The sequence below is a fragment of the Candidatus Nomurabacteria bacterium genome (assembly GCA_023898465.1).
Taxonomy (GTDB): Bacteria; Patescibacteriota; Patescibacteriia; order HK-STAS-PATE-3; family HK-STAS-PATE-3; genus HK-STAS-PATE-3.
Window position 1 is genome coordinate 201,882 of the sequence record CP060223.1, and the last position, 21,161, is coordinate 223,042.

The 21,161-nt window shown below is 46.3% G+C and carries 14 protein-coding genes and 1 pseudogene; all 15 read left to right on the forward strand.

Translation table 11 applies throughout. The features are described 5' to 3' along the window. Window position 1: 1 nt before the first annotated feature. Window positions 2–1,630, forward strand: a complete 1,629-nt coding sequence (locus tag H6760_00860) for a fibronectin type III domain-containing protein (GenBank protein ID USN53705.1) — start codon at window positions 2–4, stop codon at window positions 1,628–1,630. Then, window positions 1,630–5,139, forward strand: a complete 3,510-nt coding sequence (locus H6760_00865) for a hypothetical protein (protein USN53706.1) — start codon at window positions 1,630–1,632, stop codon at window positions 5,137–5,139. Before H6760_00860 ends, H6760_00865 begins: the two co-directional genes overlap by 1 nt. Further along, the gene (locus H6760_00870; GenBank protein ID USN53707.1) at window positions 5,139–6,800 is read left to right on the forward strand and encodes a fibronectin type III domain-containing protein; all 1,662 of its coding nucleotides are present in this window, start codon (window positions 5,139–5,141) and stop codon (window positions 6,798–6,800) included. Before H6760_00865 ends, H6760_00870 begins: the two co-directional genes overlap by 1 nt. 10 nt (window positions 6,801–6,810) lie before the next feature. Then, window positions 6,811–7,578 (forward strand): hypothetical protein, encoded by a 768-nt coding sequence (locus tag H6760_00875; GenBank protein ID USN53708.1) that lies wholly within the window; start codon window positions 6,811–6,813, stop codon window positions 7,576–7,578. A 1-nt stretch (window position 7,579) separates the two neighbouring features. Then, window positions 7,580–9,835 carry a PQQ-binding-like beta-propeller repeat protein gene (locus H6760_00880; protein USN53709.1) on the forward strand — a complete coding sequence of 752 codons (2,256 nt, stop codon included), beginning with the start codon at window positions 7,580–7,582 and terminating at the stop codon, window positions 9,833–9,835. 1 nt (window position 9,836) lies between these two features. Continuing rightward, a complete protein-coding gene (locus H6760_00885; GenBank protein ID USN53710.1) occupies window positions 9,837–12,875 on the forward strand; it encodes a hypothetical protein in 3,039 nt (1,012 codons plus the stop codon). Window positions 12,876–12,957: 82 nt separating this feature from the next. Next, window positions 12,958–14,046, forward strand: a complete 1,089-nt coding sequence (gene pilM, locus H6760_00890; GenBank protein ID USN53711.1) for a type IV pilus assembly protein PilM — start codon at window positions 12,958–12,960, stop codon at window positions 14,044–14,046. A 3-nt stretch (window positions 14,047–14,049) separates the two neighbouring features. Continuing rightward, window positions 14,050–15,363 carry a hypothetical protein gene (locus tag H6760_00895; GenBank protein USN53712.1) on the forward strand — a complete coding sequence of 438 codons (1,314 nt, stop codon included), beginning with the start codon at window positions 14,050–14,052 and terminating at the stop codon, window positions 15,361–15,363. Beyond that, window positions 15,360–16,028, forward strand: a complete 669-nt coding sequence (locus H6760_00900; protein ID USN53713.1) for a hypothetical protein — start codon at window positions 15,360–15,362, stop codon at window positions 16,026–16,028. The genes H6760_00895 and H6760_00900 overlap by 4 nt, the downstream gene beginning before the upstream one ends. 3 nt (window positions 16,029–16,031) lie before the next feature. After that, window positions 16,032–16,325, forward strand: a complete 294-nt coding sequence (locus H6760_00905) for a hypothetical protein (GenBank protein USN53714.1) — start codon at window positions 16,032–16,034, stop codon at window positions 16,323–16,325. After that, window positions 16,322–18,103, forward strand: coding sequence for a Flp pilus assembly complex ATPase component TadA (gene tadA, locus H6760_00910; GenBank protein USN53715.1), 1,782 nt, complete (start codon window positions 16,322–16,324; stop codon window positions 18,101–18,103). The genes H6760_00905 and tadA overlap by 4 nt, the downstream gene beginning before the upstream one ends. 25 nt (window positions 18,104–18,128) lie before the next feature. Beyond that, window positions 18,129–18,539, forward strand: a complete 411-nt coding sequence (locus H6760_00915; protein ID USN53716.1) for a response regulator — start codon at window positions 18,129–18,131, stop codon at window positions 18,537–18,539. A 1-nt stretch (window position 18,540) separates the two neighbouring features. Continuing rightward, window positions 18,541–19,617, forward strand: coding sequence for a PilT/PilU family type 4a pilus ATPase (locus H6760_00920; protein USN53717.1), 1,077 nt, complete (start codon window positions 18,541–18,543; stop codon window positions 19,615–19,617). A gap of 6 nt (window positions 19,618–19,623) precedes the next feature. Then, window positions 19,624–20,832, forward strand: a complete 1,209-nt coding sequence (locus H6760_00925; GenBank protein ID USN53718.1) for a type II secretion system F family protein — start codon at window positions 19,624–19,626, stop codon at window positions 20,830–20,832. 179 nt (window positions 20,833–21,011) lie between these two features. Beyond that, window positions 21,012–21,101, forward strand: a pseudogene (locus H6760_00930) (prepilin-type N-terminal cleavage/methylation domain-containing protein). Window positions 21,102–21,161: the final 60 nt, after the last annotated feature.

The window sequence follows — 21,161 nt, forward strand, 5'->3', positions numbered from 1 at the left end:
TATGCGACATCTTTCCTCCATTGGAACGCTGCTTCTCCTCATCATACTAGGGACGACTAATGCTTTGCCTGTGCATGCACAATGGGTCGAACCTGATACTGGTGAATTTCCTACCACCGGAGGAAGCACGCAAGCGCCTTTAAATACTTCCAACGTAGATCAAACAAAGACTGGATCATTCTTTTTACAGCGCGGCTTAACAGCGGAGAATGGAGTGAGTTCAAGCGGCGTACTCACGGTACAAAATGGTAATTTGCGTGTTACGCCAGACGGCGGCGGTCAAATTTGTCTCAACGGTGTATGTAAAAGCTCGTTAGAAACAAGCTCGGATAACTATGTACGTTTGTCTGCGATTGATCCTGACCTCGGCTTTGTGCTACTCGGTGATGGCTCAACTAACGAAGGTTATTTAGACATTAGTTCGACCGAAACAATTGGCTTATACGGTATTGCCGGTGATCCTATAACAAAAAACACCTACGGTTTATTGGGTATTGCTGGTGCTGATGATGCTCCGTGGCCTAATTTTTCAGCCGGTGTTTTTGGTGAGGCTGGTGCAAATACAAGTCAATCGATTGGTTTATCTGGTGTGAGTCCCGATCCAGACGGCCCTGCCTATGCAGCCTACTTTAAGGGGCGAGTGAATATTGTGGGATGTCTTGAGTGGAATGGAGGCACTTGCTTAAATGCGTGGCCAAGTGGATTACCAAGCGGTGAGTATGTTGCGCTTCTTGAAGATGACGATGAGCCGCAAATAGGAAATATTGATTTATCGACCAGCTCGACAACAGTTTTTACTAGCGTTGTGTTAGGCGATGACCCCTCGGGCTTAAGTTTACCTGTGACCTGTGGAGACGGTATTTGCAACAATAGCGAGAGTGGGCTTACTTGTGCGATCGATTGTTTCACCATTATCAACCTCCAAGTTACCAATATTACGGATGGCAGTGCTACCGTTACCTGGCGTACGCTGATCAATGCTGATTCATATGTTGAGTATGGATTGACCAGCGATTTTGGTAGTGATGTATATGATGCCTCGATGGTGACGATGCACTCTTTGCAAATACATAGCTTGAATCATGATACGCATTACTATTTCCGGGTCCGCACAACGACCGGCTCGGGCATTTCTCAAACCAGCTCGATACAATCATTCACAACCCTACTTGATCAGACAGCACCTAATGTGCCGGCTAATTTGCGAACTACAACCCCAGCACCAGATCGAGTGCCATTAGCGTGGTTCCACTCTCAGCTTGATAATCCGGGTGGATCTGGTTTTAAAGAGTTCATTGTTTATCGTGATGGATCACCCTACGACACTACCGGTAATACCTACTATGTAGATTATTTCCCAGATCCTGGATATGACCACGTCTATTGGGTGACTGCTGTGGATAATCGTAACAATGAGTCAGAGGCTTCAAATCCACTTATCGTGCATGTACCAACTCCGTGTATTAGCGACCTTGACTGTACTGATCCGCAGTATCCAGTTTGTTATGGTGCATTGGGGTGTGGCACACCTCCGCCCGGAGGCTCGCCAGTCATGCTTAAAGAAATTCCCTTAGAGTATTCCCAATATCAGGATCCAGGTGGTTGGGATGAAGGAGGTGGCTGGTACTAATGCGCTATTTCCAACTTCATTTACGTAAACGTTTAACAAATCTGGTGACTTTTGGATTAGCCGTACTTATGCTCGGCGTACTTATGATTGCTAGCCGTTTCGTAGGTAACGCAAATGCAGAATTTGGACTGACACCACGGTGGTCAACTGAGCCTCATGTGGGAGATAGTTCAGTCTACATTGGTCCATGGTCAGCACCGATACAAAACTCTGCTTCCAGTCGACTCTTTGTATATACCGATGATATTCCTGGCGGGGATCGCAATAATTACGTGTTCCGTGTGAACGATGATGGTAGCTCAGTGTTAGGAACCAAACTCACTCCAGCGCTAAATGTGGGAACAAACCAGGGAAATAATTTTGGCTTTGTCTCAGATGGTATCGGCGGCGCTTACGTTGGTTGGACCTCTAACGTTATTGGGGTGGGGTATAACAACGTCATTGCTCGAGTAGGTTCAAGTGGTAATTTGCAGTGGGTGCGTGCAAACAATGATGCCGTGGGTGTATCTGAAGTAAACTGGGGACAGTATTTAGCCTCAGACACGAGTGGCAATGCGCTTATTACTTACTTTAAGGGTAGTTCTGTGTGTGCGATGAAGCTTAGTCGAGCAACTGGTGTGAGTCAGTGGTCATCATCAGCCAATTGTACCGTGGGAGCTCGATCTGCCCGTGAAATTTATCACTCTAGTTCAAATGCCATTGTGCGAGGCATGATTTCTGATCAACAGGGCGGCATGATTGTGCTACATCGCGATGGCGCAGGAAGCATTTTGCATGCCACTCGAGTAAATAGTACTGGTACCGTACTCTGGACAGTAAGCATTACCGATGCTACTGGTGGTTCTCCAACTGGATTAGAATTATTTGCCAAGACTCCAGATACTTTTTATGCGATTTGGCGTAAGAGCTCATCAAACTTTATTCAAGCTTTTCACACCTCAGATGGAAGTGCTGCCTGGGTTAACCCCCTCCTCTTTGCTGAATCGAATAGCTATGATCCATCAAGTCAATTTGATCGAGCAAAGTTTGTTTGGAGTGGAGCCGATGAGTTGGCCACCGCTTGGCGGCGAACATCTGATAGCGCCCTGGTAACGAATCGCATTAATGTGGAAACGGGCGCGAAGCGTTGGGCTTCCGACGTTGTAGTGACGACCGAAGCTGAGGATAATAACTATAAAGTGGCAGGGACGGCTCAGGGAGTCACCTTCTTTGCCTATTGTCATGATAATGTGCCATCTGATTCAGCACTTTGTGAAATGCAGGGAGTGAGTGCGGGCGGAGCGCTTGTCTTTTCTGCTGACGGAGTTGATGTTCGACGGAGTAAACCAGATGACATGCAATTCGGTCTGCACACCGTTACTTCATCGACAAGTAACACATATTGTTTGGATGAGGGCTTCCGACGTATTGGAGAATCTGTTGGTGCACAAAGTTATTGTCTGAATAGTTTACCTACAGTTTCAGATCCGATTTGTAGTATTGATAACGGTAGTAATTTTGTACTTTGTTCTGATGCACAACAGGGTTCAACGGTGAGTCACGTGCAAGTAACCTGTGACCCAGGAGATTTTGTCCCACTTTCAGAAGGTATGGTAGCAAATACTAGTGGAGTGCACGAGGATTCTGCCTTTATTGAGGGTCGCTATGTGGTATATCGCTATCTTGACTCCGGTCCTCGATGGAAAGTGTACGCGTACGATTTAGGTCCTGATCAGCAGTTTGGTACGGGTGATGACCTAGGCACAAAAATTTTGGTGGATGAGGGGAGTATTGATACCTACCCACAAGATATTAAGAATGGAAGAATTTTATATTGGCGTTCAGCTGGTGGCACGGCCTCTTTGCGTTTTTATAACCTCAGTGATGACTCGATAGATCCAGGCACCTTAACGAGCGTCGCCTTTTCTTCAATTTCTGGCTACGATGGACGCTACTTAGTCTATGCACCTAGCGGCACAACCAACTTGAGTGTGAAAGATTTAGGTGTGGACGAGGTGCTCGGTACGGCTGATGACGGGGGAAGCACTCAGCTTAATTCGACGCCCATGGCAAACTATGCCCGGGTGAGTGGACGTTATGCAGTTGGGCACTCCACCGGTGGTTTAGATGATATCTATCTCTTCGATCTTACTTCGATTACACAAACACCTGTATATAGCAATGCTTCGGTGCAAGCTGATGTGCCAGATATCCAAGGACGATATATTGCTTGGATGGATTTTCGTAATGATCCAAATGGGTACGATGATGGCAGCGGCACCAGCAATGGCGACATCTTCATTTATGACATGGGTCCAGATGAACAATACGGCACCTCTGATGATATCGGTGAATCACAAATCAGCGCCTCGGCGAAAAAAGATAGCTCACCGCGGATTGCCGGTACAAAGATTCTCTGGCATCAAACACAGAATGGCGGCGCGTCCGATGCAAATCAAAACGTTATGATGTACGACCTCGGACCGGATGGTGAATATGGTACGGCCGACGATACTTCAGAAACCCAATTAACCAATAGTCTTAATAATGAATACTGGCCACGCGGAGATGGTGAGAACATTGTTTGGTTAAGCGATCAAAACGGTCCAGCAAATACCGATATTTTTATTACACCAGCTGGAATTGGTGCTGCATCAATAAGCGAAGTTCGCTTCACTATGACTGCGCCATCTGGTACGCGTTATGTTGATCAAGTAGCTGGTGAGGTGAATGCTTCAACGTATACTCTTTATTACCCTGAGCTCATTGACGAAGAGGGGCAGTGGACGGTACAAGCCACTTGTGAAGATGTGGCTGGACAAACAGTGCAGCGTGAAAGTATTTGGGATGTTGGACCTTGGCCTTTTAGTGATCAGCAAAAACTTTCTGTCTACGACGGAGTAGCGCAAATTTCTAAGAATTCCGGTGATACGATGGAGATAGGTAATGCTGGACGCGATATTACCTCGAATGGAAATATTTACATCCGCCCGAATAACAGTTACGCGGGAGCGTACTTCGAAGGCGTAGCTTCAACTGGATCGCAGCGACTCCATCTACCCTATGGTGTGCCAGGTCAACACACTGTCTTTGCCAAGGGCACAGGTACGGTAAATAGCGCAGATGGTGCGAGTGGAATTGCAGGAATTTTTACAGGACTCTCTAATAATGCAGGTGGCAGTGGGGTTTACGGTGATGTAATGAGTTGTGCAAGCAGCGGTGGATGTGCCGCAGGGTATTTCCAGGGTGGAGATCAGATTGGCCTCTACGCCTCGACAAACAATGCCTCTTTACCAGCCCTACGAGCAGAAAACGCTGCCACACCAAATGCATCTACGCTGAATATGTCCGCACTCTTTACGGGTAAGGTGCAAGTGAGTCAGGACCTCTCCGGTTCATTTAGCCCTGATGCCTGTGTATGGGTGACGGTAGACGTGGGCGATACTGTGTGTCCAAACGAAGGCTTTGTCTTTGGTTACGATAGCACCAGTTTCGGAGTAGCTGATAAACTTTATTGTTGCGGAAACTAATGCATTCAAAACTACGCATCTCAATTTTCTTTCTCGCTACAATCATTGTAGGAACCTTTGCTTTCAGGGCGATGGCTTTTATCGAGCCGGATGATTTCCCGCCCAGTGATACAACGAGCGCACCAGTATTGACTGGTCCACAGGATCAGACTCGTCAGGGACCCCTGACAGTGCAAGGCAACGTTAGCGCTTCCGGACCTTTAATTACTCGTGATAGTGAAATCGTTACCTCCGGTGATGTTACGGTGAGCGGTGGTGCTTCAATTTGTTTGAATGGAGATTGTATTAACGCATGGACAGCGGCACTTGGTGATTTTGTTCGTCTCTCGCCACCGTCATCTGACGACGGATATATTCACTTGCAAGGTGGGGCTACTTTCCAAGCTGCCACTGACGCTGACTTTGCTCTATATTCTCGCGCCATTGCTCCGACAGCTAGTGCGAGTTATGGCTTTTATGGCAAGTCTTGGACTGGTCCAGTTACGAATAACTATAGCTACGGCGTACTTGGAGTGGCAGCTCATGAGGGAATAAATCCCGGAGCCCTAGCTTATGGCATTTTTGGCTGGAATGGAGATAACCTCAATGCCTATGCAGGCTATTTCACTGGGAATGTTCAGTTAGTGAATAACTCGGAACTTTGTCTGACTGATGGTTTCACTATTGACTGTCGAACCACTTGGCCAAATGGAGCACCGGGCGAAGAATTTCTCCTCTTACAAAATACTTGGCCTACTTCAAGTCAGATTGGAAACACCGCGGTGAGTGGAAATGCGCAATTTGCGAATGCGCTGTTGGGTGATCCGGGCGCCGGCACTCTTACCTGTGGCGACGGATTTTGTTCCGAGGATGCGATCAGTTGTCCAATTGACTGCCCGACGATAACGAACATCGATGCGGAGTGGCTGACCTCTAGCAGCGCCCAGTTTACCTGGACTTCAAATACGACGATGACCTCAGTAGTTCAGTTTGGTCTTTCAGATCTCTATGGTGGACAAGACATTGACGGTTCATATGTCACAAGTCATTCAATCACCATTGAGGGCCTAGATAGCGATCAGGATTATCATTACCGCGTTGGTGGTCTGACGGAAAATTCTGGTGCAGCTGTGTTTTCCTCAGATCAAATATTGTCAGCCAGCGTGGTTGATATTGATCCTCCGCCAGTTCCGAGTGGATTAGTACTTGATGTGCATATTCCACCTCCATCTCCAACAGAAATCATCGACTTAACCTGGGCTCATGATTTGAGCGATAACCCAGTGGGTGGAAGTGGTTTTAAAGAATTTCATATCTATCGATTAGACTGGTCAGTTGGTCCTCCCTTTGTAATGATTGGCACCACCACCGATTTGAATTTCATTGATGATTCAGGGGATTTGAGTCAGACAAATGATTATACCTATAGTGTCACTGCAGTGGATAATAATGGCAATGAGTCAGATCCTTTCGAGCGAGCAGTGCACATTCCAGCGAGGTGTTCTTTTGATGTGGAATGTGGCGTTGATCCGGGATATCCTTTCTGCTGTACATGGAATGAAGGTGATAAAGCCTGTAGCGCAACTTCTTGTAAAGGAGGCGGGTCTCCAATTATGTTGAAGGAAGACCCTCCGCCATTAGGGCCACCTCCATGTAACGGTCCTGATTGTTATGGACCATAAGTATATGCAAATGCAAAAACATCAATTCGTACTAATATTTGGAACTGTGCTTTTCTCTGCTCTCTTCCTGGTCAGTAGTGCCTTGCCTGAAAAAGGGTATGCGGCTACACCTTTTGGAGGAAACAGCAATAAGCGCTTGTCTATTTATAATGGTACTTTATTACTTGATGGTAGCGCACAATTGCGCTTAGGTAATGCCGGTCGCGATATTCAAGCAAGCGGGACTCTGTATCTGCGTCCTGATGGAAGCGCGCGTGGCTCCTTCTTCAGCGGTGTTACCAATGATGTTGGTCAGCGCCTTTCATTAACTGGCGGCATTAGTGGCAGTGATACTATCCAAGCCTCCTGGATCGGAACGAATGGAGTAGACGAAACTCGAGGCGCGGTCACTGGTTATTTCCACGGCGCTCCTGATAGTGCGGTTGGTGCCGCAATTTTTGGTGAAGTACAATCATGTGGTGTTGGGCAAACCTGTTACGCTGGTTACTTTGCCGGTGGCCAAAGCACAGGAGTGCAAACGTATACGGCGACAAATCCAAACGGTGGAGCTACTCCTGCTTTGCAAGTATTAAATGCTGATGCAAATGGCGTAGCCGCTTCCTTTACCGGTAATGTGCAGACAAATCGGCTTATTCTCGATAATAATACTCGTTCTGCGTGTACCTGGGAGTCGGTAAGCGGTGCAGAATTAGTCTGCCCTAGCGGAAAATTATTAGCCGGTGTCCGAGCGAGTAATACAGACCCAGTCATTTCTGATATTTATTGTTGTGAGCTGTAATATGCAATTCCCGCGATTACATAAACTACACATTTTAAGCGCGATGTTCATCGCAGTGCTTGGTTTAGGTGTCGCAGTTGGTGCCTACACCTATTCAAACTGGACTCGACAGCAAAAAGGAGCCGAGAATACGAGCGCTAGTACTGATAATGGTCCAACCGCGAACGTGGTGCAGGGGACGGTGTCGGGTTGTGTAAGCGGTACCACGCAAACGGTTGATTGGACGATGGTACGAGATGGAGAGCTTATCGTTGTTGCACATTCTGAGTCACAGGAAAAACTTTGCATTTATGATTATAACAGCGTTGCCACTTCACCGATTCGACAATATGACATGACTCAATCCGAGCGAAGTCCGGTTGTGGTAGGGGATGTGCTCTATCGAGTCAAAAAAGGCTTAAGTCCAATTCAAGTAGAGGCACGTTCACTCATCGATGGATCAGTGCTGTGGACAAAAACGATTAGCTCAACTGCGGTGGGTAGTACTTACAATGTAATAACCGCAGCTAATGGCAATCTCTATATCGGAGCGAAATTTAATGGATCCGAGCAGAGAGTGCTCGCACTGCAGCAGATTGATGGTCAGCTGTTATGGATGCGCACTATTGAGCCAAGCTTTGGCTTTTCGACCAGCGTTGAACAGCTTGGCGCCTTAGCAGTTAGTAGTGATCAAGTGTTTATCCAATTTGTTGAAGGTTCGCTGTCTGATGGTCGGGTTGGTTATCGTGCGCTTAATGCGAGTACTGGAGCCGTGAACTGGACTGCCGGTCCTTATGGTTCCGGAGTGATTCGGACCAGAGCGTCACTAATTTACGCTGATAATGCTATTTATGCTGCGCCTGATGCATATATTTCTCTCAGTTCAGCTACTGGAAATCAAACCTGGAATCAAGCAATGGCAGCTACGAATGAGGCCTTAAGTATCGCCTATAGCAGCACTAAGGTGTACTACTCCGAGCGACGAAGCACGCAATACGCCTATCTCGCTCGAAGTGCTATAAACGGCGGTTTGTCATGGACAGCTGGAAATTATAACGGCTCTATTGGTGATGGTCCCCTTGTCGTAGTAAATAACAACTTCCTATATCACTGCGCAAATAGTACCTTGCGAGGCATTTCCACTGTGACTGGTTTTGTTACGTTCACGGGAGTTGCGCCCACCTTCTGCAATGCCGCTGCAGTATATAATGGAATATTGTATGTGAATGGTAATGCCGGCTCAGTAGACCAAGGTAAAGTGCGTTTAATCGCAAATACTTTGCCCGCAAGCGCTACAACAACAGTTGGTGTGCCGACATGTAGCATTGATAATGGTTCTAATTACGTTGATTGCGCGAACTTACAATATGGCGCGATTGTGACACATGCTCGGACAACCTGTACGAGTACTGCAGGAGTAAAAGAGGTGCAGTTCACCTTAACAGGGCCCGCCGGTACACAATACTCCTCAGTAAAAGCACAAACAGTCGTCGGTGCTACCTATACTACACATGCGCCGGGAACGCTCGTAGGTAGTGGGCAATGGACCCTGACGGCAAAGTGCGTGAATAGCATTAATGAGAGTACATCGAATCAAAAGATTTGGACTGTTGGATCTGCTCCAAGTGAAGGATCTCAGAAGCTTTCTATTTACGAAGGAAGCGCTCGCTTTACTGATGGTGAGACTATGGAAGCGGGTGCGCTCAGCGGAGATGCAAATATCGACTGGATTGGCTCTGATAGTATTTATGTTCGTCCAAACACTTCAAACGGTTCTTCATTCTTCCAAGGTGTTTCAGCACTTGATCGGCAAAGCCTCTATTTAAGCGGCGGCATTAATGCGAAACCAAGCTTGGAAGCAGTTGGTTTAGGACAAAATGGAGTACCGTACCTAGGCTCTGCTATTGCCTCAACTTTTGATGGGGCTAGTTTTTCCTCCGGTGGCGGTGCAATTTACGGAGGAGTGAGTAGTTGCGGGGCAGGGAAAACTTGCTACGCAGGATACTTCAATAACAGCTCCGAAACTGGCTATGGTATTCTCGTTACGAATAACTCCGCGTCGCAACCTACGCTTCGGGCGGAAAATTTAGCCGGTGGCACTGCAGCCAATTTCGTGGGCGTAGCTAAGGTGAGTGGCGATCTACAGGCAGATAATAATACGGTGAATAGTTGTACCTGGACACCAGTGAGTGCAAAAGAATGTCCGGCTGGGACTGTCGCCTCTGGTATGCGATTTAGCGGAGGAGTGGTGAGCGAATATAATTGTTGTAGTCTCTAATATGGCATTTGTACAACGACATTCACGAGCACTATTTATCAGTATATTCGCAACACTTGTTATAGTGGCTGCTGGACTTCTTATTGCAAAGGTTAGTTTTGCTGGGCTCGAGTGGGAGCCGCAAAAACCTCCAGAAGTATATCAGAATAACAGTAGCATCGACTTCTATAAAGTTGATTTCCAACAAAACCCCAGCGATAATAAATACTATGGTTGGGTGGTAGGTGAGGACTTAAGCGGTAAACAATCAAGCCTCCTTTACTTTAATGGCGCTTTTTGGAAATCAATTACCGACGACGGTTTGGGTGCGGGGTCGACATCGGACCTCTTTGATGTTTCCGCTGTTTGGAATTCAGATATTGATCAGTATCTTGTTTGGGCAGTAGGGGAAAATCAAGCGCTCTGGTATTTAACTGACAGCGAGACTGTGTGTAATAGTGAAGCTATCCCATGTCCTGATAGTCCAGCTGGAGCTGTGACTTTAAATTCGGTTGAAGGTGCTTGGTATAGCGGAGATGATAAAGTTGCCTTTTTTGTAGGTGATAACGGGCACATTTATCATGCAGTGGCTGATGATTACCAAAGCGCATTCGCCTACACCGCAGCATTTGCTACGAGCGGGACCATCCGCGATATTGATTCTTTTGACGCTGCACATACTTGGGCAGTATCAAGTGATGGCAAGATATATTTTAATAGCGATTATCTGACAAACTCGTGGGTGCAACAAGCCTCTTTCCCAGGCATTGATTTTACAGGAGTGTCAGCGGCAGATGCCAGCCACGTATGGGCTTCGGCAATTAACGGCACAAAAGGTCAAATTTATTTTTACGACGGGTCCACCTGGTCGCTCCAATTCACTACAGTGCTTGATATTCCGCTTCATGATGTGAGTGCATTTTATAATCCTACTTTATCTATTTATAATGCCTTTGCGGTTGGTGATATTGATTCCTCTACAGGCAACGGAGGTGTTTATCAATATAATGGTACAATTTGGGAACGGCAGGATTCAAATAATAATGGTGAAGTATTACGCGGCATTTCTGCTGCCAGCCTTATTGAGATACGAGCCGTTGGTGCGAACACCACACTCTTAACCAGCTCACCGGGAAATATATTTGGTTGGATTTGGCTAGGATCAAGCACAAGTAATGGAAGTGGCGATGCGCTGGGATGGGGAAGCGGAAGCTGCGCTAATCTTGATAGTTGTGAAAGTGCTGGCTTTACTTACGGCGTAAACATCCGCCGCAGTGGCACCAGTCAAGGTGCTTTGTCTGGTTACTTTTGGCTAGGGAATGCTGATCCGGATGCTTATATTCCAAATGACTGTGACACCGATCCAGGCGTCGAAGCTTGTCAATCTAATTCGAGCATTAGCTGCACTACTGATTTTGAATGTCGTTGCGCTATTAATTCAGCAGCTTGTTTTTCAACTGGTTGGATGTCGTTTAACAAAAAAGGCTCGGATGGTGTGACTGATGAGGCTGGCACACCTCCAGCTGCACCGTACAATGATGGTGCGCAAAACTATATTGCTCGATTTGATGCAAAGACGGGTAAGGTAACTGGCTGGGCTCGTTTACTTTCCTTATACGAAGATCCAAGCACTGGTGGCTGGATTCGTTTGCGAGGGAATGCAGTTACTCCGAATGTAGGTGACTTACCAGTCCGAGACTGTAAAAATTGTGGCAAATTCTGCAGTCTCGACACTACGTATAAGTGTACAGTTGACGCTGACTGTAATGTAGACGCAGACGGTGATGGAACAGATGAAAACTACGGCCCGTGTAATGTGAGTGTTTGTAAGATTTGTAATGCTTTAAATGATGAAACAATCGTTTCTGCAAACATGTGCTCAAATACCGGCGGCACCTCATGTACGCGACGTTGTGAGCTTAACAACAGTATTACCTGTACCGATGATGCAGATTGTATAGGATTTGGCTCATGTGTGAATGAGACTTTTTGTGATTCTTGTGTGACCTATGACCAATATGGTGTAGCGATTGATGACGCAACTGGTAAGATTACCGGCTATGCTTGGAGTGGCGCGTCTACTACATATGGTCAACTTGGCTGGATTGATTTTAATCGAGCAAACTATTATAGCCAGGCTTGGTTACAGACCCAATTTGGGAATATCTACGCTCAAGCTGATATCGGTAGCGTTGGTACGCCAGCTGCTCCAGAGGGTAAATGTAATGCGACATACGTGATTAGTGCAGCTGGTACCATCACTAACTTCTGTTCGCGCTACGAAGAAATCGATCCAACCGCCCCGCCAGGGGACTACACCACTCGCCCCTTCATCCAGCAAAACTACGATGAAATTTATTATCCAACCGAGGCAAATAACTATACGAACGTCCTAGGAAAATTGGATCCAGATGCTCTGGTGCAGGATGTGGGCGCTGGAAAAAATAAATATGGCGATGAAATCATTACGGTAAACAGCGATGCTGATTTACTTGACCTTGGCTTGTGTGATGCTGACGGAGTAACGCTTGATGGCAAGGTATATCATGTGGTTGGAAATCTCAGTATCGGTGTCTGTAATCCTGGTAGCGGTGATGTTACTGAATTGATTATTAAGAATTCTTCACTCGCCAGTGGGTCAGGGACAATAGTGGTTGATGGTAATCTCACCATTGATATGAATATAAGCTACGAACAAAGTTCAATCTCTAATATTAGAGATTTGGCCTCCCTGGGTGTGATGGTGAAGAAAAATATGATAGTGACTGGTGATGTAGATTCAATCGTCGGCTCCTATATCGTCTTTGGAACCGATGAGACAGAAGCTAATAAATTTAGTGGAATTAAGATTGAAAACTCCTTAATCGAACGCTCCTTTAGTGCGCAAGGTCTCATGATCGCCCGAGGCTTCAAATTCGAGCGCACATATCGTGGCACCTTAATCGATCCACAACCAGCTGAGCAGGTGGTATACGATGGACGGGTGATTGCAAATACGCCGCCAGGATTCCGTGATTTTGCGAAAGTCTTACCAGTTATTCGAGAAACCATACCTTTTTAAGGTTTCTTGCGACAGAGTAAGAAAAATGCTATAATTGATCGAGTTCATACACGTTTTTTCTAAATGATTAGGACGCTGGGGGATGGGTTTATTTAACAAAAAAGAAAGCTATCTCGGGATTGATATCGGCACTTCTAGTATTAAAGTGTCTGAATTCAGAAACGAAGAAGGTCGTCCGCGCTTGTTAAGTTATGGCTTTGTCGAGCAACCAAGCGAGGTTTTAAAAAGCGATTCACCCGAAGCAATCCAGCAAGTGGTGACTACCTTGTTAGGTGTGTTTAAAAAGGGCCATATGCAAAGCCGCAAAGTGGTTTCGGCTCTGCCTAGCTACGCAGTTTTCACATCGATTTTGAGCTTGCCAGTAATGCCGAAGAAGGATTTATACTCGGCAATTCGCTGGGAGGCAAAAAAAATCGTCCCAATGTCCCTCGATGAAATGGTGCTAGACTGGCGCTTACTCCATGACCCAGAAGAGGCGACTGATGAAAAAGGTAAAAAGAGCAAAAAGGATCAAATAAGCAGTGGAGGTCCTAAAAATACCCGTGTGCTCATTACGGCAGCTCCAAAAAACTTAGTTAAACGTTACATTGATATATTTAAACTGGCTGAGCTCGAAATCGTCAGCCTAGAAACCGAGTCATTTGCCCTTGTTCGTTCACTTCTTGGACGAGATAATTCCACAGTGATGGTGGTGGATATCGGGGCAATTGCCACGGAAATAAGCGTTATACTCGATGGTATACCTTTTCTCAATCGAAGTATCGACGTAGGGGGAGAAACTATTACGAAATCAATAGCCAATAGTCTCAATATTGATGCAGAACGCGCTGAGCAAATTAAGCGCGACTTTGGCGTTATGAGTGGGCCGAGCACGAGTCAGATTCCTCGGGTTATTGAATTTGTCATGCAGAATATCGTGAATGAGATTCGCTATATTTTATCGATGTATCAAAATCAGGGCGAAAAGCCAATTGAAAAAATTGTGTTGTCTGGTGGATCAGCCTTCCTGCCCAATTTGCCTAGCTATCTCGAGCAGATGATTAAGCTCAAATGCTATATTGGAGATCCGTGGGCTCGAGTAGTCTACCCAGTAGAATTAAAGCCAGTGCTAGATGAGATTGGACCACGCTTTGCCGTGGCAAATGGTCTAGCCATGCGTGAAATTGTGTAATCTATGGATATTAATCTCCTAAAAGATACTCAGCGATCTGAGGACCAGAAGAAAAAACAGTTGAACTCAACTGGTAATCAGGAGATGACAAATCCAGACAAGCTCCCGCCCGCTAAACCGGAGCCAAAGCTGCCTTCACGCTTTAGCACCTGGCTACAATCCCTCCGTGGTAAAAAAAATCCTAAAGAAATGCAAGAGGAAGAAATTATTCAAGAACCAATAAAAGCCCCAAAAAGTCCAACATTTGATGAGAGCGCTCGACCCAAGACCGAGGATATTTTTGCTGACCTCGACACACCCTCTTCTCAGCCTGAGTCAAATCCAGAGCCAATCATGTCAGATGAAGAGTCTTTACAAACCTTTACGCCGCCAGAGCCTAAGAAAAAGCAAGCAATGCCCAATGCGGTGAAACCCCCACGCTTCACTCAGAAGATGGAAGAAATTAAAATGACGCCTCCGCCAGAGTTACCCAAGAAAAAGGTAAAGCAGCCAAAAATTTCCTCATCGCGCGACCAATCCTTTTTGGTAAACTTGCTGCCAACTGAGTTTCAGCGATCAATTGACCCCCGTTCGAAATTAATCAGCCTGGGAATTACCGTTTTAATCACCGCCTTAGTGATTGGAGCTGCCTATGGAGCGTTGACGCTCTACCGCACCTCTATTTTAGAGCAGATTCAGAGTCTACGTACGGAGCGCTCGGTTGTAGAAAGTACTATTAGCGATTTGCGCCCGAGTCAGCGTGAGGCGATTACCACAAAAGAGCGGACTGAATTGGTAAAGACCTTACTTGACCAGCACGTGTATTGGACAAGGTTTTTTGAAAAGCTTGAGGAATATACCATTGATGACGTGTATTACATTGGTGCCTTTAATGGAAGTCTGGGTGGTCAAATTACGCTTTCGGCAGTTGGCACTTCCTTTAGTGCTCCGGCGCGCCAGTTAATTGCTTTTCAACAAGCCAGCGACTTTGTTTCCAGCGTGCGAATTACCTCAGCCCGTTCGGCTGATTCAGCCACTGGAACCACCGTCGGCAGCACCGGCACTGAGCAGATTTCTTTTTCGGTAACACTAAGCCTACTGCCTGACCTTTTCTATTATGATGCTTCTACCTTCCCCTTAGAGCGAATCGGCAATGTAACAACACCTTTGCCCGGTGACACTTCGCTCTTACCTGGTGCAACCGGAGTACCGGACTTAGGGACATCCACCAATACCAATACTTCAGGAGCTACAAATACGAACACCTCGACAAATACTAATTCAAGTACGAATACCAACACCAGCACGACGCTTAATAGCAATATCTCGAACCCATGAAAATCTTCGGCAAAAGCTTCACTGAATTCTTAATTGAGCAATACCGCTATGTATTAGTGGCGGTTGCGCTTATACTTGCTTTGGTCGGCTATCTGGTGTTTATTGGACCGGAATTGCAAGAAGTCCGTCGTTTCGGTACAGCTGACTTAAAAGATGAGAAATCGAAATTAGAAGATCGGAAAACCTATTTGACTCGTTTACAGGGCATGCTTGATGCCTATAGTACGCTGAATCAAAATAGTTTAAGCGAGTTAGAGGGGGTGCTACCGACCTATGAAGATATCCCTGACCTCTTCATTATTGTAGAGGACTTGGCCAAGCAGAGTGGCTTATCACTCAGTTCTGTTTCTATTAATCCGGCGAATTTAGAATCCGAATCAAGCGCAGCCGGTGCAAGTACAACATCGCTGAGTCAGTTGGCTAAATCAAAGAACTTAAAAGCCTTTGACATCTCAGTGACGGCTATTAATGGTACTTCATACGAAGATTTCAAAGACTTTATTACGAATATCGAAAATAGCAACCGCCTGTTTGATGTGCGATCTATGCAGTTTACGCCGGAGCCGCGTCAGTCAGCTGACCGTACGAGTGAGACCTCAGCTGCTACGACTCCGTACTCAATCAACTTGCGCACTTATTATATTGACGGTGAGGAGGCTTCCTAAGCTATGGCACTGGTACAGAAAAGCAATAAAAAGAGCGTCACTATTTTACTCAGCGTCCTGGTCGGTGTCACGGTGATTGGTTTACTTGTGTATTTCCTGGTTATCGCTCCACCGGATGTTGATCCAAATGTGAATACCTCCAATAATATTGTGCAGAGAGATTTGCCAATCTACACTACCTTTGGCGAAGACTTGTTTGATGATCCGCGTTTCCGCGCCCTCGTGCCCTATGGTGATCTGCCGGTTGATCTAGGTGACGTGGGGAGGACTAACCCATTTGAGAAGCCATCCCCATGAGCGCTGCCCGACGTAGCAGCTCGGTTCAGGACGATTCCGTCTTAGGCATGCCTAGGGCGATTATTAATGACTTGGAAGAACGGGGATTAATCAGCGAGGAAACTCTAGCTCAATATGTAGAGCAGGCTAAAGCAAAGAAGTTTACCCTCGAACGGATTCTCTTAGATACTCGAGCAGTGAGGGAAGAGGATATCACCAAAGCAAAGGGCAAGCTTTTTAACGTGCCCTATGTTGAGCTATTTGGAAAAATAGTACGCGCTGAGGTGCTGAATCTAATACCACAGGAGTTAGCGCAAAACTACAGCATGGTAGCCTTTAGCCGAGATGCTGATGAGCTATCTGTGGCAATGGTGAATCCATCTGACTTTAAGGCGCTAGAAGCAATTGAATTCATTGCTCGTAAAAATCGCCTCAAATTAAAGTATTTCATTGCCTCGGAAACAGGCGTGAAGCACATATTGCAGCAATACGAGAGTCTTTCCGCTGAAGTTGAAGAAGCGCTCAAGGATACAGAGTCAGAAGGCGACGCAGAGGTAAAGTTAAACATTGCCGAGCCGGGCATGGAGGAGGTAATCCGCCAAGCTCCGGTTTCAAAGATGGTTTCGGTTATTATGCGACACGCAGTAGAGGGTAAAGCTTCTGACGTGCACATCGAGCCAGTCGGCAATGAATCTCGCATTCGCTATCGTATTGATGGTGTGCTGCATACCTCGCTTGTGTTGCCAAAGCATGTCCATGCCTCAATCGTTGCGCGCATTAAGGTGCTGTCTAATTTGAAGATTGATGAAACGCGTGTGCCGCAAGATGGTCGCTTCCGCATGAATATTGACGGGAGAGATGTTGACTATCGTGTTTCTACACTGCCGCTCGTCAACCAAGAAAAAGTCGTGATGCGTATTCTCGACACTAGTGGCGCCATGACTGATTTGCAGGATTTGGGTTTCGACGGGCGCAATTACGAAATTATTCAGGAGAACATTGATAAATCCCACGGAATGATTTTAGTCACTGGTCCGACCGGTTCTGGTAAGTCAACCACCCTCTATGCCATTATGAGTCGCTTGAATGAGGAATCTGTGAATATTGTGACGCTGGAAGATCCGGTTGAATATTATATGAAAGGAGTAAACCAGTCACAAATTAATCCTGACGTTGGACTTACCTTTGCAGCAGGTTTGCGCTCCATCTTACGTCAGGACCCTGACATCGTCATGGTTGGAGAAATTCGGGATACTGAAACTGCAGATTTGGGTGTGCACGCCTCATTGACTGGTCACGTGGTACTCTCAACGCTTCACACCAACGACGCTTTTGGAGCAATACCGCGTTTTATTGACATGAAGATCGAACCATTCTTACTTGCTTCATCGCTCAATGTTGTCATTGCCCAACGCCTGGTCCGTCGTATTTGTCAGCATTGTACGACCACGATGGAGATACCGGCCGCCTTGCAAAAAGAGGTACAAGAGGGCTTAAAAGAATTAAAGCCTGAGCAGTTACCAAAAGGTATTAGTCTAAATTCGCCTAAGTTTTATCGAGGTAAAGGTTGTGTACGCTGTGAAAATACCGGCTATAAAGGCCGTGTTGCTATTGCTGAGGTGCTAGATATGACTGAAAATTTGAAGAAGGTGATCACTGGTGAACAGGCGAGAATTTTAGAGAACATTCACGAAGAATTTAATAGACAGGGCCTATTAACCATGAAGCAGGATGGCTTACTGAAGGCTCTGCGCGGCTTAACCACCATTGAAGAGGTGTGGGACGCTACCCGAGAATAATTTTGCCAATAATTTTATTACGCCTATGACAAAGGCAACAAGTAGTGCAAAAGAGCAGTCAAAAAAGAAGAATCCCCAAGTGCTTATTGTGGAGGATGATACCTTCCTGTCTGGAATGTACGTCACCAAACTTGAGCTAGAGGGGATTGATGTAGAGTTGGCCAGTGATGGTCAGCAGGCTATTAATGTCGTGCAGAAGAGGAGACCAGATGTCATCCTGCTCGATGTGGTGATGCCTAAGATGTCGGGATTCGATGTCTTGACTTGGTTAAAAAAGACCAAAGAGACAAAAGATATCCCGGTTATCTTATTAACCAATTTGGGAGAGAAAGAAGACGTACAAAAAGGCTTGAAGCTTGGCGCTGTCGATTATCTCATCAAAGCACATTTCTTGCCATCAGAAGTGGTAGAAAAGATTAAGCGTATTGTTCGCTAGCATGCCCTCATCCGACACTATAGCTATTCAGAAAATTTTGGCCTCGGCGGCTGATTATGGAGCCTCTGATATTCACATTGTGCCAGGTAATCCACCGACCCTGCGCGTGGACGGTAAATTAGTGCCTTTAGAGAATGAAGTAGTGGTCACGCCGGACCTGATGACCGCTTTAGAAGAACTTTTACTTACCCCTGAGCAACGTGAGCGTTTCCATGCTGACAAGGAGCTTGTCACAGCAACCAGCTTAGAGAATCGCCAACGTTTTAAAGCCAGCTTTTTTTACCAAAAGGGTTTACCAGCCAGTTCGCTCCGTTTAATTGCCAGCCGACCAAAGTCTGTCCGAGATTTAGGCTTACCGGATAATATTGAGGACCTCGCCCGTTTGTCATCTGGACTCGTGGTTATTTCAGGTCCCTACGGATCAGGACGGTCTTCAACGGTGTCCGCCTTACTCCAAACAATTAATCAGCAGCGCGCCGCTCATGTGGTTACGATTGAGTGGCCGATTGAGCATCTGTTTGTCAACGAGAAGAGTATGATAGAGCAGCGTGAAGTAGGTCGTGACACACAATCGTTTACCAAGGCGATTGAAACGGCAACTCGAGAAGATGTGGATGTGGTGATGGTGTCTGAGATGGAGGATCCAAATGTGGTGCAGTCAGTGTTGCAAATTGCCTCGACTGATCGTTTAGTCGTGAGTATGTTATTAGCCGATTCGGTGCCGCAAACGGTAGAAAAAATCCTTGACGCATATCCGGCTGAGGAACAGGAGCAGGCTCGACGTATTTTTGCCGAACATCTGGGTGGTATCGTGTGTCAGCGTCTCTTACCGCGTGTGGGCGGCGGGCGCATTGTGGTAGCAGAAATCCTGCTGCCCACTGATCCGGTGCGCGCCCTTATTCGCGATGGGCAGATTGGTCAGCTCAAGACTATGCTACAAAGCTCCCAAGAGGAGGGATTAGTTTCTTTTGATCGTTATTTAGCCGCTTTAGTACGTAATGGTGAAATATTAGTTGATGATGCATTAGCCAATGCAAATGATCGGGCCGAGCTCTCAGCCGCCCTACGAGGACGATAATTACTTATGCCAAATTTTGAATATACTGCACGAGATAGTCAGGGAAATACCAGTACAGGTATTGTTGAAGCGCCAACTGAGAGCATAGCGCAGGATGTTTTGCGTGAACGCGGTTTGATAGTGACCGGTATTAGCGAGCGTCAGCGCAAAGCGCTTTTTCAAACCTCGCTGAACATATTTAATCGCGTGCCTCGTCGTGATGTCACTATTTTTTCACGGCAGCTGGCAGTGATGATTTCGGCCACGGTACCGATTGTGCAGGCTTTGCGTATCCTCGTGAAGCAGACAGAAAACGTAGCTTTTAAGATTATTATCTCAGAGGTTGCTGATGAGGTTGACGGTGGATCAAAGCTTTCCGCCACTTTAGGGAAGTATCCTCATGTGTTCAATGATTTCTTTGTGCACATGATTCGATCTGGTGAAACCACGGGTAAGTTGGATGAAACGCTCAACTATTTAGCTGATCAGCAGGAAAAAGACTACGATTTGATCTCTAAGATCAAAGGCTCGATGACCTATCCGGTCTTTATTCTGGGTGCTTTGGTGGCTGTCGGTATCCTTATGATGATTTTTGTGATTCCACAGCTGACCGATATCCTGACAGCTGGTGGGCAAGAGCTGCCGATTATGACGCGAGCTTTAATCGCTACCTCGGCATTTTTGCAGACAAAGTGGTGGGTGTTGCTTATTGTGATTGCGCTTTTGTACGCGGCATATCGCTTTGTGGAGCGGTCTGAGCAAGGTCAAGACGTGATTGATCGCTTGAAGCTGCACTTCCCAATTTTTGGACAAATTTTTCAGCGTATTTACCTTGTCCGTTTCGCGCGCAGCTTATCAACCTTAATCTCCAGCGGCGTGCCAATTACTCGCTCACTCGAGATTGTGGCTGATGTGATTGATAACCGTCTCTATCGTAAGTTAACCAAAGAGACTATTGAAGCAATTGAGGGAGGTAAATCTATCTCCTATGTCTTTGCGCAAAATAAAGATATCCCTCCTATGTTGACGCAGATGATGAGCATTGGTGAATCAACTGGTAAGCTTGATTTCATTTTAGAAAAGCTGGCAAATTTCTACAGTCGTGAGCTAGAAAACAACGTAGCAAACCTGGTTAGCCTGATCGAACCTTTGATTCTGGTGGTTATGGGTGTGGCAGTTGCCTTCCTCGTTATCGCTATTCTCTTGCCGATGTATAATTTGTCATCAGCCATTTAGCTAAAGTTAGCCGAAAAAGTAGGGGATTTGTTGTCGAATGTGGAAAAGTAAGAACACTTGTTCGGTATTTGCAAAAATGGTACACTACAACTGTACAAATTGCGTACACTAAAAGCCTCGGCATATTTCACGCGTGAAGTATGTACAACGGCAAAATGAAAGGGGGTGAGACAGAAAGAATGAAAAAAGGATTCACACTTATTGAGCTCTTGGTCGTGATCGCGATCATCGGTATTTTGTCTGCAATTGGGCTCGTCTCACTAAACGGTGCACGTGAAAAGGCCCGTGACGCCCAAGCCAAGTCTGACCTTGGTCAGATGCGCACTGCG

Excerpts from the sequence above, each read along its gene's own strand:
- H6760_00860 (USN53705.1), top strand. The coding sequence starts at position 2 with ATGCGACATCTTTCCTCCATTGGAACGCTGCTTCTCCTCATCATACTA.
- H6760_00865 (USN53706.1), top strand. The coding sequence starts at position 1,630 with ATGCGCTATTTCCAACTTCATTTACGTAAACGTTTAACAAATCTGGTG.
- H6760_00870 (USN53707.1), top strand. The coding sequence starts at position 5,139 with ATGCATTCAAAACTACGCATCTCAATTTTCTTTCTCGCTACAATCATT.
- H6760_00875 (USN53708.1), top strand. The coding sequence starts at position 6,811 with ATGCAAAAACATCAATTCGTACTAATATTTGGAACTGTGCTTTTCTCT.
- H6760_00880 (USN53709.1), top strand. The coding sequence starts at position 7,580 with ATGCAATTCCCGCGATTACATAAACTACACATTTTAAGCGCGATGTTC.
- H6760_00885 (USN53710.1), top strand. The coding sequence starts at position 9,837 with ATGGCATTTGTACAACGACATTCACGAGCACTATTTATCAGTATATTC.
- pilM (USN53711.1), top strand. The coding sequence starts at position 12,958 with ATGGGTTTATTTAACAAAAAAGAAAGCTATCTCGGGATTGATATCGGC.
- H6760_00895 (USN53712.1), top strand. The coding sequence starts at position 14,050 with ATGGATATTAATCTCCTAAAAGATACTCAGCGATCTGAGGACCAGAAG.
- H6760_00900 (USN53713.1), top strand. The coding sequence starts at position 15,360 with ATGAAAATCTTCGGCAAAAGCTTCACTGAATTCTTAATTGAGCAATAC.
- H6760_00905 (USN53714.1), top strand. The coding sequence starts at position 16,032 with ATGGCACTGGTACAGAAAAGCAATAAAAAGAGCGTCACTATTTTACTC.
- tadA (USN53715.1), top strand. The coding sequence starts at position 16,322 with ATGAGCGCTGCCCGACGTAGCAGCTCGGTTCAGGACGATTCCGTCTTA.
- H6760_00915 (USN53716.1), top strand. The coding sequence starts at position 18,129 with ATGACAAAGGCAACAAGTAGTGCAAAAGAGCAGTCAAAAAAGAAGAAT.
- H6760_00920 (USN53717.1), top strand. The coding sequence starts at position 18,541 with ATGCCCTCATCCGACACTATAGCTATTCAGAAAATTTTGGCCTCGGCG.
- H6760_00925 (USN53718.1), top strand. The coding sequence starts at position 19,624 with ATGCCAAATTTTGAATATACTGCACGAGATAGTCAGGGAAATACCAGT.